Here is a 15148-nt window from a genome sequence, read left to right as displayed (position 1 = left end):
GTTTGACAGCGTGATGAGGGTGTCATAGAAGAGTTCTCATACCGTGATCACGGTAGTTCCCGGATTGTCTCCGCGTTCGTAGTTGGTGATTGCAACGACAATGCGAAGGCACAGTGCAAGGAACACCTGTGCTCGTGCGTGAACGCGGCCTCGGGCGCGGACGTGCCCGAGGCCGCAGTCCTTGACCGCGTCGTTGGTACGTTCAACTCCACTCCGACGGGTGTACGTCTCGTCTAGCGTCGATTGCTTTAACTGAACGTCCTCGCTGTGTTCGGTGATGCGGTCTTCGACCCTGTACTCACTGTCGTTCGGCTCGTCAGTGTTTCGTGGGTTGTACGGGGCAACTGGCACGACCCCTACGGCCAGCAGGTGGTCGTGCCAGTCGAGCGTATCGTAGGCGCTGTCACCGACCATCCAGATCGGCTGTTTGACAGCGAGCGCGTCACGTGTGACGCGCATCGCCATCTCTTCTGGTGCTTGTTGCTCTCGGTGAACTCCGCTGCAATCGGGATCTTTTGTCCGGTCGAGACGATTGTACAACCGTAGCCGTAATAGTACTCTTCAGCGGGTGGATCGTAGCATTTCGATGCATCTTGGTCGGCAGGCATCGTTCTCACATCGGTGTATCGACGGAGTAGGTCAACTCGAGCAGGCCGCTCTCCGCGGCCTGCTCGACGAGCTGAGCAAAGAGTTCGTCAACGACGTGTTCGAGGTCAGTGAGAAACCGATCGACCGCGTCTCTTGACGGCGGTCGATCGAACCCACAGCCGAGCCAGACGAACGTGTTCTGAAGCTCCCGTTCACCAGGACGAACCCCGTAGATGTCTTTGTAGTAGCAATGGAGAAAGCCACGCATCATCTCTGGTGGCTCAAGGTCTCGTGTTCGCCCCGGCGGAGACGGGGCGAACACGTCGAACTCTTCGAGGAACTCGAAGGAGAGATGCTCGAACAGCGCTAGCGTCTCTGTCTCCACGGCATTGAAGAACGACTCTACCGAAGGATCATCTCGCAGGGTCGCTGAGCACATGCCACCTCAGCATTCACCCTGCTCTTTGGTGTGCTAATCGTTCTATGACACCCTCACATTGCATTGAAATTACCCAGTAAGCGAAACCAACTGCAGTTGATAAGAGCCCGGTAAGATGGTGTCTAACAACTGCCAATAAGCAAGCTTCTCACACTAAGATTATCACCGTAGTTGGTGCCGACTCGCCTCGATGCTACTCAAACTATCGAAAATTGGGCCAACGAGATACCTACGCCGTTGACGGTCGTTTCATCTGTTCTATTTCTTGGATTTCTGGCGGTTTCTCTACGCGTTCGTTTACGGCCTTCCAGACGGGCTGCTCGTCCGTGAGACCGTGTTTTTCAAGAATAGACCACCCCTCGTCGGTGAGTCCATAGAATGTCGAGGGGAGGTCACGCTTCCGTTCGCCTGGAGGGAGCGATTGCTTCTCGACGATATTCGCCTCGACGAGTTTGTTGAGATGGTACTCGATGTTGCTCCGTTTGACGTCCGGATTGAAATAGTCGAACTCACGAACGCTGGGTAGCTCTTGTGGATGTCCCAAAATGTCGCTAAGGAGTGCTGCTCGCGTCGGCTGTGATATCAACCGAAGAACCTCCCACTCCGATTGATGATCTGTAGCCGCTTCCGTATCGGAGTGTCGAGTGTCCTGTGACATTCTGTGTACTGATGCGTAGGTTCGGCTACCTCATAACCGTTCGGGTGACGACTGGCACAATAAGGATCACCATAGTCTCCATTCCAGTAGCAATATATAAATAACACGAATGAGAGTCCCTGAATGATGGACGAGGACGTCGTAACTCTCATTCTCAATGATTTGAAAGAGGTGGCCGATCGACCGCTCACACCGACGGATATACAAGATCTCAAAGATGCACTGTTCGAATCCGATGCTGTATTTTCAAGAGTCCTCGAGAGTGATCGTTCGTACTTCGTGACCGGGAGTTACAACCCACGAGAAGAACAGCGACTTCTCGCGGTGAAACAAGCACTTGCAGGACGTCGCGTCGGCGATCATGCCTTTCTTATGAAAGACGTTCCAGCGTTCACAAGCAATTTTGTCCTCAAGTTCCACGTGCTGATTCGCCGAACTGACGTCGTCGTCGGCGTGTTTGAGCATAACCGAGGGGGCCACGAATGGGAAGCTGGTGCACTCTCGGAACCGTCTCTCCGAAGGAAAACGTGGATTCTCAAACGGAAGTACGCAACCGAAAAAGAAGAGCGCGAAGCATTTGATGCGATGCTTGCACATTTCTTCGAACTGATCGATGAACATGGTCACCTCCTCCATTGGCGAACCGATACGGAACTCATCGAGCATACGGAGTCCGAGATCCCCTAATAGAAAGGGGGCTGAAGACGATACCGTAATTTTTCGAATGGTTGTGTACTTACGCAACGTAGGCTCTGTTGAAATCCTATTCTTCAGACACAATATAGGATGAAACAGTCGGTCGGTGGAGTCTATTCATCGCGGATAATAACATCCGCTTAGCACCGGTGATCCCAGTCTCACTATTCAGAAAGAAGTCTGAAATCGGCCTCCAACATGGAGCTTCCCGGCAAATCTATTTGCTCAGGAGTTATACTCGGCATTATGTCCCACGATTTCCCTCTTCCGGACGACCTGCCAGAACCTGAAGATGATGGTGAGGCTGACCATCTCAAGGGAATGGAGATTCCCAACCTGTCACTCCCAGCAACTGACGATACGACGGTCAACCTCCAAGACCTCCCATCACGAACCGTCATCTACGTCTATCCAATGACGGGGCGTCCTGACGAGGACGTGATCCCAGAAGGGTGGGAAGACATACCGGGTGCCCGTGGCTGTACTCCTGAGTCGTGCGGGTTTCGAAACCACTACGACGAACTTCGGGACAATGGTGTCGGGGAGGTGTTCGGACTGTCTACGCAATCAAATGAGTACCAACGTGAAGCCCGTGACCGCTTACACCTCCCCTTCGAAATGCTCAGCGATGCCGAGTGGGAATTGGCGAATGAACTTAACTTGCCAAGGTTCAGCATTGGGGGAGACGATTATCTGAAGCGGTTAACGTTGATTGTCTCTGATGGACGTATCGAATACGTCTTCTATCCAATCTTCCCACCGGACGAACATGCGAGTGAAGTTTTAGAGTGGTTGACGGACAATCCTCGCTGAATAGACAGTCTGTACTGATCGTTAAAGGGTTAGGTCGAGATTGTGGACGAGGCATGCAAGGGCGAGTTCACGAAACTGTCTCCACCAGCGTCGTGAGCGGACGAACGCACCGTATTTACGCTTGAGTCGAGAGTTCACCGTTTCGCTCTGGTTCCGTTGAGCGTAGAGGTCGGCATCCAATCGAGCGTTCCATGCTTTCTGAAGTGAGGAAAACTCACGGTGTTTGATGAGTGGACGAATATTGTTCTTGCGGGCCTTTGCTCGAATCTGCTGATCGTCGTATCCCTTGTCACCGAGCAGGACTTCGACTTCAGCTGTGTTGCGGTTGATGAGTGACGGTGCGATCTGTGTATCGTGCTTGCGGGTCGTTGTAACGTGGAGATCGAGGATTGCGTTTACTCTCGAATCGACTAAGAGTGTGACTTTCAACTGCTGAATCGTTATCTTTGTCCGTTTTGTGTAGTGCTTTGAGGCGTGATTCCGGTCGAAGCCCGAAGCGTCGATCCCCGCAACACCGTTGGTCGGGAGCAGTGAAACCGAGAGATTGAGAAGCACCCGCCAGACCGCCATATCGAGTCTATCGAACGCTTTGCACAGCGTTGACGGGGAGGGAAGTTCGGTGAGGTTGATCGCACTCCGAATACGGGGCATCTCGATGAGTTCGTCGAGAAGTGTTCGATACGTTGTGTCCTTCCGAACTTTGAGACACAGGAGAACGATGTGCTGATGGAGCGTGTAGCGTTGTTTCGAGAACTTCGAGGAGTATCGAGCCACAGCACGTTGCGCTAACTGAAATGCTTCCTCGGCAAATCGGAGCAATCGAGATTTTGGGAGTGCCTGCATCTACTCAAACTACCGACTGAATCTGTAATTCACTAAGGATTGCAACAGAGCCGCAACGTAGCGTAGTAAACAGCCGCCAGTGGAAGTAGGCATCTCGCCGGGTGCAGTCGATTATGCTCAACCAGTTGGCGTTCGAGGGGATGCTTCAGCAACTCGTCTCGACTTAGTGCTCGGCATTCATCGGCGGACCAACGATCTCGAAGCCGTATTGTTCGGCGATATCACTGACCTTCGCTACTTCCTCCTCGGTCGGTTCCTCGGTCGGGATTGTCCAGGATTCGGCGGGACGGCCAACCTCGGCGAAGAACTGCTCAAACCCGGGTTTGAACACCATGATGAGAACGCGGGTCTCTTCCTCAATCAGGTAACTGTGCGGGATACCGTGCGGAGCGTATACTGTTGATCCGGGCGTCGCAGTGATGCGCTCGTCGTCGATCTCGAATGTAACCCGCCCACTGAGGACGTAGAACAGTTCGTCATCCTCGGGGTGGACGTGCTTAGGAGGTGAGAATCCTGGCGGGGCGAGCTGTTCGGACATCGAGAACGAGCCGTCGGTCTCCTCGCCACTCGCCTTGATGATCGTGAGGGTGCCAAGCATCCAGTAGGCTTCGCCCTCCTCAGGGCCGATGACGAACGGTTGCGGAGTCGAATGTGCCGATTCTTGTATCAAATTTTCTTTGCTCACTATCATCACTATTGATTATGATAGATAATCATAGTATAGATGGCTCTCTGAGATAAAAACGGTTGTGGAACACGAGCTATCACGTTGAGCTACTCCAGCAGCTCCTAAAGTCCGAACTCCGGCGGGTGAACGGATATTAATAAATTGGCATGACAACGGAACCAGGGCGAAATCGCGAGAGAGTCATTCCACTTGTGATAGGATTCCACAGATGAGTTCACGTTTGCGATGTACCGTTGTACACCGTCCATGACTTGTGATACGATTGGTTGGAAAAATCAAGCGGACCGGCGACATCCACCCATCCCTCTTTGAGTGTCGTTTCGATCGTCGGTGTCCGCATATCAGAACCGCCGACGGCCAGTTCATCGTAGACTCGCTCTGGGAGAACGAATGTGATGTCATTTCGATGTGCGAATCGTCGGATCGCCTAATACCGATCATTCGTTGGTTGGCCCATCACGACGAACAAGCCTGTATTGGCGATATGAACCGGATTCACGCGTCGTCAGCCGAGTCTCGTCTACCAAGATCAATCTCTGCAACCGAAGCGCCAGCTATCTCAATATCAGCATGTTCGTGAACGACAGGACGAAGCGTCTGAAGGATGATCTCTGCGGCGATTGGAGGAATATCCAGATCCTTCGCCATGAGTCGATGGGTCACCTCCCCTTGTTCTCGGGCGACGGCGTAGGTTAGTGCGGTAGCAAGACCATCAACCCCGTGTCGATCAATGTAGTGGTCGATGTTCTCATCTGTTTCGCGCCGTCCGACCGCGTCGATGAGTGCTGGTGTTATCGTGTACGTCCCTTCACTATCGGCCCCAGTGACGGTCAGTTCGATATCACGAGCTCTATATCTGCGTGGTTGCTCGTTGTTCGTCGTCTCAACGATACCTCCCTCGACGAGCCGATTTACATAGGCGTACGCGGTTCCTTGAGGGAGTCCAAGCGCCTCGATTAGTTCCTGAACAGTCGAATTACCGTGACGAGCGAGATAAGCGTACAGTTGAGCCAGCTTTGGCTCTTCTAATAGATCCGCGATCGAAAGGAAGTCGCGGACGATCTCGCCGTTGGTTCGGTTCGAAGTACGGGACATCGGCGTATAGATTACAATTTACAGCGAACTCATAAAGATCCTTCGGCAGACCTACCGATAGCGATTTGATGCCACTTCCGCACCGACACCGAGGGATCTGTGAATCGGACCGAGGAAACGAGAAAACCATGCCATGATTCAATGGAATAGCAAACGGCTCAGACTCTCCCACAGACACCTGGAGTCAGCCGTAATCCCTCCAATATGGGTCGTTGGGGAACCTACAGTGACTCAGTGTCCTCGGTAATCGCGGTGGTCGCGAACCCTCGGACCCTGATCGGGTTCATCTGGGCCGTCTGCGTCCTCACGGGATCTTTCTCGGTGATCGCGAACGATCGGATCTCGATCGCTTTCCTCCCGAGTTCCGGTGTTCTTCCGGTGATCGCGAACTATTGGGTCTTGATCCCCAACTCCACTGCCTGATTCTTCCCGGTGATCGCGAACAATAGGACGCCTCCGATGGTCACGAACAGTGGGTTGAGTTCTATGATCACGAACTATTGGCCCGCTATCTCTCCTGTCACGGTCGCCTGTCTCCGCTCTATGATCACGAACTGTCGAGCGAGATCGGTCAATCACAGGAGGACGTCTCGGCATCGAGTAGATCCGGGCCAGCAGGTCGTACAGGTCCGGGTCGTTCTCTCTCAACCAATCGGGCGTGTACATGGAAACGGAATCAGGATTGTTTCCGTCCCACGGTTTCTCGAACATCGCCGCGGTTCCCTCAGCGAAGTACTCCTCAAAGTCCTTGTTGTCGCCCAGAATCTCGACACCGGGCAAGAACTCCCCTCCCTCCTCGACGCGTGCCTCGAAGAGTTCTTTGAGCTTCCGGAGTTCAGCCTCCGAAACGGCGTGTAGCTGGAACTGGCCTCCTGACCGTGGCGATCCAAGGACGGTATGGCCCATCTCGTGAGCAAGAATGTACCCTAGAGGGTATCGACGACCGGGTAGATCGAGCATCTCGACCTCTGCGCATGCCATCACGATACGTCCCTCCTCTTTAAGGACGCCTCCCGCGCCAGCTGCGTCTGCCCAGTCGCTCCCACCTTTGGTGTCGCCCGCGAGGTTCTTGTATGGGGGAAGATCGGTGATCGATGCGTCGACGGGGATGAGATGGAGTTTAATGACTTTGTTGTGAAGACGCCGCCGATGCGATTCCGAGAGGCTCCCGATGATCTCTCGTGACCCTTCAGCGGCCTTCTCGGCTGCATCATTGGAATTGTCGTCGAACGCGTCAGAATGGGGATTGGGGTTGCGAACCCACTCGTCTCCCATCTGCGTGTATCTGACGATATTTCCGGCGACGACCGTTCCGCTGGCAAGTGTTTTTTCCTTGAGACTGGGGATACGACCAACTAGTCCTCGGGGGATCGCCTCCAATGTGTACGTGCGTGTCCGAGCAGGGTTAACACTCACATCGCCGGCTGGTTCCAGCTGGTCGAAGCGATGTCGCTCCTGACCGACCTGATAATCCACCCCGGGATCAAGGTCATCGTAGAGATTCGGTTCCGAATCGATCCGATACTTCACGTTGCTACAGTTCTGTCCCCGAGGTTCGTTGATTGCCCATGAAATCGTGGCGCTCCTACCGAAGGTCGTCTCTCCCACCGTGAACCGTCTGAGCTCAAGTCCATCGAGACATCTTCGTGTATTGGTTATATTTCTGAACATAACTATACATCTTTCTGTATGGGGATAACATTTGTTACCGAATACCACACGTATTGTATTTGGGATCGTCTTCCGACGCCATAGATAAGACATACGTCATCGACAGAAGTCCCAAGACGGCAGCTGCAGCATCACCTGTTTCAGCAAACACCGTGACCAATACTACGAACACGATAACCGCAGTGAACGCTTTCGCTGTCGACTGAGCGGGTCTCTTGGGTAGGTTGGTCGATCGGTCATCGGGTGGTCTCCGTGGTCTCGGTTCGCTTGCGTGAGCTGCTCTCTCCAAGCCGGTCGACGAACGCCTCGAACTCGGCCCGATCGATCATGAGTCGCTTCGTGTTTCGGTGCGTCTCACAGCTGATGAGATCCTCACCGAGCTCGCTCACTAGCTCCATCACTCGACGAACGGTCTCGTTGTGATGGGACTCGTCGTTCACTCGGAGGATCGTCTTCACTGCGCCAGAATCGAGGACGAACTTCGTCGGGGTTCGCTCACAGGTCTCGAAAAAGGTCGTCCAGATGAGCGCTGCTCGTCGCTTGTTCGCCGTGAGAAGCGAGGGATCGACTTCGTAATCCCTGGCGGTCTCCTGGATCGGAAGCAGCTGGTCGATCGGCAGCGCGTTCGAACCCCCGTCCAGCCTAAGGTCATCGAGTACCTCGGAGAGCGCTTCGATCTCAGAACGACGTCGGGTGAGCATCAACCCGATCGGATGCCCCGCAATCCAAATTTGATCAAGTCGTGCGTCTTCGGGTGAATCGGCTCCACGAAGCTCGAGGACGTCTGGTATGCTCGTCGCGTTCGAACCGGTGGCGTCGGTCGCTGGATTCGAATCGGGGGAGGTGTTCGCTTCAAGCGCCCGAGCAAGGGCTCGATGCTCGGCTTTCAGTGCCGTATTCTCAGCTTCGAGTGCCTCGATCCGGTCAGTGAGGGCTTCGAGTTGCTCGTCGATGGTCTCGACCGAACGAGGCAATTCGGGACGGCTCATCGGTGCGTCTCCTTGGTCGTCTCGGAGGGACGATCCTGGCTGGCACCTGTGTCCTGCTCCTCGGAATTCGTACAGTCCTCACTCTCGTCTCTAACACCGAGCTGGCTCGAGCCCGAACACTCGCGAACGTGCATCGGTCAGTGGGTGATGACGACCGCTTTGTTGCGGTGTGGACAAGGACGAGTACTGTAGCCTCCATTTTGGGTGCTCTCACAGCGTCGGCAGACACGAAATGCACTCGGTTTCGCTTTGTCGAGTGAGACCGAGGCGTACTCGCCGTCGAGTCCACAGAGCGTTGTGCCCGTGCCTTCGTCGAGGTAGTAAACCCGAATATAGTAGAACGCACCCGCGATCAGCATTCCGGGGTGGTCGTCTTCGTCATCGTCGGTGTTTGAATCGGAATCGACGGATTGGCCCCCGTCCGTTCGGAGCTCTCTGCGATCGGAGATTTTGGTGAGCACCGAGACTGTGAGCGCGATTTCCTACGAAGTGGAATCGGAGGTCGTCGTGTGCCGACCGGTCACCGCGATCCCCGTGTCTCGATCTCACATCCGGTGCAAAAGGGTCACCTGATACGCAATGGTTCGTCCTCGATCCACTTTTGGGCACAGACGACGATGAGATCACAGTGCATTGTAATCTTCGTGACAAATACGTAATTATATATCTGCCTGTAACAGACGTCTGTTACAGATACCATTGTCCTAAAATATGGGAATCACGTTAGCCGTTGTTATTCGTTACATCCTTGAGGGGCTCTACTTCTCCTCACATTAATCAGGTACGCCAGGTGAAAAATAGATTGTGACTTTCTACCTTGTTCAACATTCAGTACCCAGTTGCAGAAGAGTTGCACAAGGTGGATAATCAGTATTCCTCCACGTCATTGATCTCCTTCGTTTCCGGGTGTGTCAGGTCCCCATTGGCGGAGACGACCTTGGCATCCTGCTCCTGCCGACTGCCGCAATCGGCGTGCCCATTACAACACGGTACGGGCCCGTGGGACCGATCTCTGCTGCGTACTGCCAATTCTTTATTCCGGTGTAAATCTCATCTCACGCCATTTTTCAGCAGCATCACCAACGTCAGCTTCTAGATCATTTCTGACACCGATGAGAGTCTCAGCATACGCTGGATCGGGCATAATCCACCGTTCGTCTCGATAGTCCTTGGACACCTCTATCGTTCTAATTTGTCGAAACTAATCGATAGGTATTGCAATTCCACTATAGCTCTGTATAACCCTGTTAGGAAAATAGCATTGGAGATGTTCGGTTTAACCACATTTGACAATTCTTCGTATGAATACCGTTTATTTCTCGATGGTATACGTATTTCACTTCGGATACTGTCGTTGATTATGTCTCCATGAGCTATCCCATTTCTAAGACCAGTGTCAAACCTATTTACTATTTGATCGAAATACGCGTGTGTGTCATTAGGTGAGGGTCCAGTCAACTCCTCACGAACTGATCGGGCGCTTTTTCTTTGTAATTGATCGCTTACTGGCTCCTCACCATCTAAAATTCGCTTTAGTGCGAGGAGATTCGGGAATCCTCGCTCAAATATTGGAAGAGTTGCTCGATAACACTCTATGAGATTGTATGCAGAACTAGCATCTATATGTTCAAATTCACTCTTTCGAAGATGCATAGATAATTCCTTCCTGTTTTGTTCAAGGGCTATACAATAATCACTGTTCTCAAACTCTGCCAAGTAGTTCGCTAATTTTTCGAGATCTTCGTGATCTAATCTCGTAATTAGATTGATACAAGGATCAAAACGATGCCGATCCCCATGCATCTCGAGAATATCTACCCCGCGACTAATAGTGTTCTCGAGAAATAGAGGGAGTTGGTTTATTACACCGATCTCCTCCGTGCCTCCCAGCTTTCTCAGCTTTAATACTTGTATGCTGACGCGCTCTTCTGTAGTTAGATTACTATACGTATTTTCATCCAATTGATACTATCTGTGGATTTCCAATCTTGTACTATGTTATCGACATTTCGGATATCGATCCCGGTAGGGTGCTCGACCGAGTATAACCGTAACATCTCTACTTCATGGTCTGTCAATACACTGAATACCATATTCAATCAATATGCCAGTAATGAAAATCTGTTTCGGCTATTATTTATTATTCGATCTTTGTGTGAGGTACTCCGATTACACATACAATGGTTGCAAGTAGTGAATCGGCGCCGTCTAAATTACCTCCTTGACAGATGATCAATTGTTACGCGTCTGATTCGGTCGATGATCATTACAGTTATGGGCGAAGCGACGAAGCCAGCGTATTGTGCTTTTCCGATTGACACGCCACTACGCAGGGAAGTCAGCATCCAATTACCGCTTCTAGATCGCGCCCGGGTCGAACCAGATTAAACGTACCTCGGCATGTCGCTCCGAAATATCTTTGAGAATCCGATAGCGAGCTGGATCTCTTCGCAAAAAATATTCCTGTGCATCTTAACACTTCTTGCCGCATCAATTAAAAATAGTAACAAAATTTGCCAATAAGTGGCCAATACCAACTAATTCACTCCGAATTGGACAAATAGAAATTACTACTCAACGAACCCGTAGCCAGGAGATATACAACCCAAGATAGGTTCTATCACCGCAATGACCTCACCTACTACAACAGCACGGCTTCGAGAAATGTCGATCAGCGATCCGGATAGCGTTGACCTCGAGGCGTTGTATTCTGTCTTTCAAAAGCCTCCAGTTCACGTCGAAGAGCACGCTGATGCCATTGTAGCACTGATGAACGTGACGAGGGCTGGTGAGCCTGGAGAGCGATTTGTCGATGAGGCGATTAAGGCTCTCGAGCGACCAGCGCTCAACGACGCTCTCTCGCTTCGATGTCTACGTCAGTTAGCTACCGTTCATCCCGACGAAGTTGCACAGCATTGGGATTTGATCTCGGATCGTATTTCGACCGAGTCTGGGCCAGTTACCCAAGCAGCAAGCGGGTGTTGTGTAGAACTCGTTGACGTCATACCTGCCCAAATACTCGAGAGCATTCCGACATTGAGCGTTCTCGTAGAGGAGGGATCGGACACGACGCGAATCAATACGATGTATGTCCTCTCACAGATCGCTCATACGTATCCCCATGAAATCAAACCGATCGTCCCACAGCTATTCAACAAAATTGGGGACCGAACGGCTCCAGAACAGGTGAATGCACTCTCTGCACTCGGAGCGGTCACGTCCGAATTCCCCTCCGCTGCTGTCTCTGTCGTCGATGAGGTGGCCCTGGTTAGTGTTCAGGGAGGACCGAAGGCCCGGGGCAATGGGCTTGCCCTTCTTGCGGACATAGCGAAAGAACACCCTGATACCGTCCTCGAGCATTCCTCGGTCGCGATATCGGGGCTTGAGGAGGACGATGAATTCATTCACTCGAATGCCGCAGCCGTGATTATTGAGTTAGCCCAGTGTGATAGCGAAGCTGTTGAACAAGCAGAACAACCCCTCTGTGAGCTTCTTAGTGTCTCGTCACCTGAAGCCCGAAGAAACGCCTGTCGAGCGTTGGGACATCTCGAATCGACCGCTGCTTTGGAATCACTCAAAACCATTGTGGATACTGATCCCGACCCGGAAGTTCGCCAGTGCGCTGCCTGGGCGATCGAGCGGTGTTCGCCATAGAACCTTAGAGACTCGTCATTGCGGTAGTGAGGACACGGAAGGATTTAACCAACCCCTGGCCACATTTATATGTTTGAATAAATATAAGAAACGTATGCCATTCGTCGCGGAGACATCTGAGGGACAAATGATCACTCCAGCGATGGCAACTCAAGAGATGGATCTTCGATGTCCAGGCTGTGGTCGGTCTTTTAGTCTTGTCAAACCATATCCCAAGAATGGGAAACTCGTAGCGTCTCACTTCAGACACGGGAACGGTAATTGTGGAGTAGAATCGGACGTTCACATGAAAATGAAGAGTATCGTAGCTGATTTTCTCAAGCTGGAATTCCCCGTCCCGATCGCCAATGACGGGCTCTATATCGATACAAAACGGGTCGGTGATCGACGCCCCGACGTTTTGGTGATCTTTGAAGAACCGATGTTTCCCTACGGTCGAGGGATAGCTGTTGAGTGTCAGTATCGTAACGAGGCCAAGGATCGCCAAGCGGTCGAACAGGAGTATCTCGATCACGAAATTTCAACGCTTTGGCTCGAAGAAGCGGCATTCGATTTAGAAGAGTATTCCGTTGATCTCCAAGAAGCTGACTTTATTAACGTTTGGCCAAAGGCCGTCGAACACTCGGAGCAAATCGACGTTCTCGCAGAGTTGAGAGAATCGGTCAAGCAGTCTGATGGCGTGATCCGGGGGGTCCCTGCAACGGTGCACCTCGAGTGGGGCGACGGCTCCTTACTCCGGGCGGCGTGGGAACGAGGTCGACGCTTGTGGAAGCGGCAGAAGAAGCGAGAGGAGCGGCGGGAACGGAAACGAAATGAGCGTGAGCGGAAACGGCACGAAGACACCGAGAGAGCTGAAAAGGAGCGTGAGCGAGAGCAAGAGCGACGGCGTTTGAAACGTCGTATAGTGACCGAAGTCCGGACGCCAAATCCACCGGTGCAAATAATCTTCCAGCGGATGGTGGATGGCGAGGTATGCGATGAAGACGCTCACAAGTTCGTCGATCTCCGTGAACCCGCATTCTGGAGGGAGTGTAATCGATGTGGACTCGCCGATGTGACACTTAGCGATCTGGGTCAGAACGTCGAGACGCCGGCTGAACGCCAACAGAAAACCGACAACACCGCACGAGACACACCGGATCGCTCCGAGTTGAGCTCCGAATGAGACTGAGTTGATCGTTGCTCTGTAATCGAAGCTGTTATTCAGACATGTTTCGCTTTCTCACCGAGGTACTCACGGCCCCACTCATTCCAGAAATCTAATCCTGGGTAGATCGATTGCTTGCCGCAGATCCATATCGGCTTATCGATGTACACGGGTACGAGATCAGTTCCATCGCAGACCGTCTCCCAGAGCTCTCGGGTGGCTTTGAGATTCGTCTCTGTGCGTTCTTCGAGATCTTCTGTGCAGAGATAGTCTGTTACCCGTAAGATGTTGCGATCGGCCGGAATAGATATTTTCTCGATCGATTCGAGTGACCTGATTTCTTCATCGATTAGGCGTAACCAGAGTGCACTAACCTTCTTACCCTTGAGGGACGGAAACCAGGTTGGGTTCTCCGTCTGAGTAACCGTTTGAATAGCGACAGCGTCGTCTGAGCAGTGTTCGAATAGATTGCGGATATCTCCATCATAGTGCTCTGCTATCGTCGTCGCGTTCTTCGCCCAAAACACGTAGGCGTTGTTGCTTTTCCACCCGAGAGGCTTGAACGCCTCCGTGTACAGATCGAGCTGGGGGCGCTCTGCGACTGCATCGACGTCGAAGATCCAACTGTAGCGGTCGGATTCATACGCCTTCAGAGCGGTTTGCCAGAGGCCATCGGTTCCGGAGGTTTCGACGTTGAGATTGATGGTAACGAGCAGTGTGATGAAATTCGCACGTTCACGCCCATCTGGAATATCGTAGATGACGTCATACTCGGGCAGATCATACTCTTGGAAGGGGCCGTTTTTCGTCTCGTAATCGTTATACACGGCATGAGCGAGGGTTCTGAGCTCCTGTACGTCCAGATCATAGCCTGTTGTGTTACTCATGGTCACAGACACTATCCCGTTAGTTGTGATGCCGTTGTGATGATAGAGACACTCATTATCAGTTCCGATAACAATCTAGTGAAATGGAACAAGAATTGATCGATTCTCGTGATACCGTATACGGGATCGATTTCAGCGGTGCGAAAAACGCTGGATCGAAGATCTACATTACCGAAGCAAGTCGCTCCGGATCCGGGTTTACTATCGATTCAGTCGAGTCCGCCGCTGACCGGTTTGATACACCACAGCGTGAAGAGATACTCGAGAGTTTGCTCTCGCTCATCACGTGTTACCGATCGAAAACGGCTATTTTCGGGTTCGATTTTCCGTTTAGCTTGCCGAAATCCGCCCACGTTGATCCCGAGGATAGGGAGTGGGCTGAGTTCATCGCCGAATTTCGTACTGAGTTCTCCAAAGCAACCACGCCTGAAGAATTCAGAGGACTTTGCACCGACCGTCTCGAGGGCTTGGATGATTCAGATCCCGAGAAACGACGAGAGACGGATATCTGTACTGCAGCTCAATCACCGCTTGGGCCTCAGATCAAACACCAGGTGTACTACGGAATCAAGGACCTGCTCCACCCGTTGGTCGACGATCGGTCGGCGAGAGTGCTCCCGATGCAGAAGCCTGCGTTGAACGTCCCCTGGATTGTTGAAACGTATCCAGCAGCCACTCTCGGAAGTCTTCGAACCTATCGACATGGATACAAAAATCATCATAAAAATGGGAAATCTCGCCGGAAGAAGATCCTTGATCGTTTAAAGGCTGATGGCCTCGATTTCGATGCTGCTCATCGTGAACAAGCAGAGAAAAACGATGATGCACTCGATAGCCTCGTCTGTGCGTTTGCTGTAATCAGGGCTCTCGCGGAAAAAGAGCCATTAGACGATGAGGTGGGAATCGAGGGGAAAATAATCGTCTGAGTCGCCAAATTTCGATCTCAGAGCGGTCTCTGGGTCCTTTTGAGAAGTCTTGAG

12 protein-coding genes and 2 pseudogenes are annotated in these 15148 nt (G+C 52.2%); 5 read left to right on the top strand and 9 right to left on the bottom strand.

Going from position 1 to position 15148, the window contains the following annotated elements:
* Positions 1-36 precede the first annotated feature (36 nt).
* Both V2L32_RS00840 and V2L32_RS00835 read right to left on the bottom strand, forming a co-directional pair.
* A pseudogene (locus V2L32_RS00840) lies at positions 37-1027 on the bottom strand (transposase).
* Positions 1028-1256: 229 nt separating this feature from the next.
* Positions 1257-1685, bottom strand: a complete 429-nt coding sequence (locus tag V2L32_RS00835) for a winged helix-turn-helix domain-containing protein (RefSeq protein WP_331232243.1) — start codon at positions 1683-1685, stop codon at positions 1257-1259.
* 126 nt (positions 1686-1811) lie between these two features.
* On the opposite strand from V2L32_RS00835, the gene V2L32_RS00830 reads away from it, so the two are divergent.
* Positions 1812-2372: a hypothetical protein gene (locus V2L32_RS00830; protein ID WP_331232242.1), complete on the top strand. Its 561-nt coding sequence runs from the start codon at positions 1812-1814 to the stop codon at positions 2370-2372.
* Positions 2373-2627: 255 nt separating this feature from the next.
* A complete protein-coding gene (locus V2L32_RS00825; RefSeq protein WP_331232241.1) occupies positions 2628-3194 on the top strand; it encodes a peroxiredoxin in 567 nt (188 codons plus the stop codon).
* Between the two features lie 21 nt (positions 3195-3215).
* Here the strand turns inward: V2L32_RS00825 and V2L32_RS00820 are convergent, their stop codons facing one another.
* The 6 genes and pseudogenes from V2L32_RS00820 to V2L32_RS00795 form a co-directional block, all read right to left on the bottom strand.
* On the bottom strand, positions 3216-4037 hold the full coding sequence (locus tag V2L32_RS00820) for an IS5 family transposase (protein ID WP_331232240.1): 822 nt from the start codon (positions 4035-4037) through the stop codon (positions 3216-3218).
* 163 nt (positions 4038-4200) lie between these two features.
* Positions 4201-4722, bottom strand: a complete 522-nt coding sequence (locus V2L32_RS00815; protein ID WP_331232239.1) for a quercetin 2,3-dioxygenase — start codon at positions 4720-4722, stop codon at positions 4201-4203.
* Between the two features lie 215 nt (positions 4723-4937).
* Positions 4938-5149, bottom strand: a pseudogene (locus V2L32_RS00810) (hypothetical protein); the annotation flags it as partial.
* A gap of 71 nt (positions 5150-5220) precedes the next feature.
* Positions 5221-5820 carry a DUF7437 domain-containing protein gene (locus V2L32_RS00805; RefSeq protein ID WP_331232238.1) on the bottom strand — a complete coding sequence of 200 codons (600 nt, stop codon included), beginning with the start codon at positions 5818-5820 and terminating at the stop codon, positions 5221-5223.
* A 231-nt stretch (positions 5821-6051) separates the two neighbouring features.
* Positions 6052-7428: a hypothetical protein gene (locus V2L32_RS00800; protein ID WP_331232237.1), complete on the bottom strand. Its 1377-nt coding sequence runs from the start codon at positions 7426-7428 to the stop codon at positions 6052-6054.
* Positions 7429-7727: 299 nt separating this feature from the next.
* Positions 7728-8480 carry a hypothetical protein gene (locus V2L32_RS00795; RefSeq protein WP_331232236.1) on the bottom strand — a complete coding sequence of 251 codons (753 nt, stop codon included), beginning with the start codon at positions 8478-8480 and terminating at the stop codon, positions 7728-7730.
* Between the two features lie 2664 nt (positions 8481-11144).
* Here V2L32_RS00795 and V2L32_RS00790 point away from each other — a divergent pair.
* Positions 11145-12134 (top strand): HEAT repeat domain-containing protein, encoded by a 990-nt coding sequence (locus V2L32_RS00790; RefSeq protein WP_331232234.1) that lies wholly within the window; start codon positions 11145-11147, stop codon positions 12132-12134.
* A gap of 286 nt (positions 12135-12420) precedes the next feature.
* Positions 12421-13299, top strand: coding sequence for a competence protein CoiA family protein (locus V2L32_RS00785; RefSeq protein ID WP_331232232.1), 879 nt, complete (start codon positions 12421-12423; stop codon positions 13297-13299).
* A 38-nt stretch (positions 13300-13337) separates the two neighbouring features.
* Here the strand turns inward: V2L32_RS00785 and V2L32_RS00780 are convergent, their stop codons facing one another.
* Positions 13338-14168: a hypothetical protein gene (locus V2L32_RS00780; RefSeq protein WP_331232231.1), complete on the bottom strand. Its 831-nt coding sequence runs from the start codon at positions 14166-14168 to the stop codon at positions 13338-13340.
* Between the two features lie 83 nt (positions 14169-14251).
* On the opposite strand from V2L32_RS00780, the gene V2L32_RS00775 reads away from it, so the two are divergent.
* Entirely contained in the window at positions 14252-15094 is an 843-nt protein-coding gene (locus V2L32_RS00775; RefSeq protein ID WP_331232230.1) for a DUF429 domain-containing protein, read from the top strand.
* Positions 15095-15148 lie beyond the last annotated feature (54 nt).

This window comes from Halalkalicoccus sp. CGA53 (assembly GCF_036429475.1).
Lineage (GTDB): Archaea > Halobacteriota > Halobacteria > Halobacteriales > Halalkalicoccaceae > Natronorarus > Natronorarus salvus.
Note: the sequence above shows the minus strand (reverse complement) of the source record. Positions and strands in the feature narration are given on the sequence as shown.

Coding starts and splice junctions, on each gene's coding strand:
- V2L32_RS00835 (WP_331232243.1), bottom strand. CDS start 1,685: ATGTCACAGGACACTCGACACTCCGATACGGAAGCGGCTACAGATCAT.
- V2L32_RS00830 (WP_331232242.1), top strand. CDS start 1,812: ATGGACGAGGACGTCGTAACTCTCATTCTCAATGATTTGAAAGAGGTG.
- V2L32_RS00825 (WP_331232241.1), top strand. CDS start 2,628: ATGTCCCACGATTTCCCTCTTCCGGACGACCTGCCAGAACCTGAAGAT.
- V2L32_RS00820 (WP_331232240.1), bottom strand. CDS start 4,037: ATGCAGGCACTCCCAAAATCTCGATTGCTCCGATTTGCCGAGGAAGCA.
- V2L32_RS00805 (WP_331232238.1), bottom strand. CDS start 5,820: ATGTCCCGTACTTCGAACCGAACCAACGGCGAGATCGTCCGCGACTTC.
- V2L32_RS00795 (WP_331232236.1), bottom strand. CDS start 8,480: ATGAGCCGTCCCGAATTGCCTCGTTCGGTCGAGACCATCGACGAGCAA.
- V2L32_RS00790 (WP_331232234.1), top strand. CDS start 11,145: ATGTCGATCAGCGATCCGGATAGCGTTGACCTCGAGGCGTTGTATTCT.
- V2L32_RS00785 (WP_331232232.1), top strand. CDS start 12,421: ATGAAAATGAAGAGTATCGTAGCTGATTTTCTCAAGCTGGAATTCCCC.
- V2L32_RS00780 (WP_331232231.1), bottom strand. CDS start 14,168: ATGAGTAACACAACAGGCTATGATCTGGACGTACAGGAGCTCAGAACC.
- V2L32_RS00775 (WP_331232230.1), top strand. CDS start 14,252: ATGGAACAAGAATTGATCGATTCTCGTGATACCGTATACGGGATCGAT.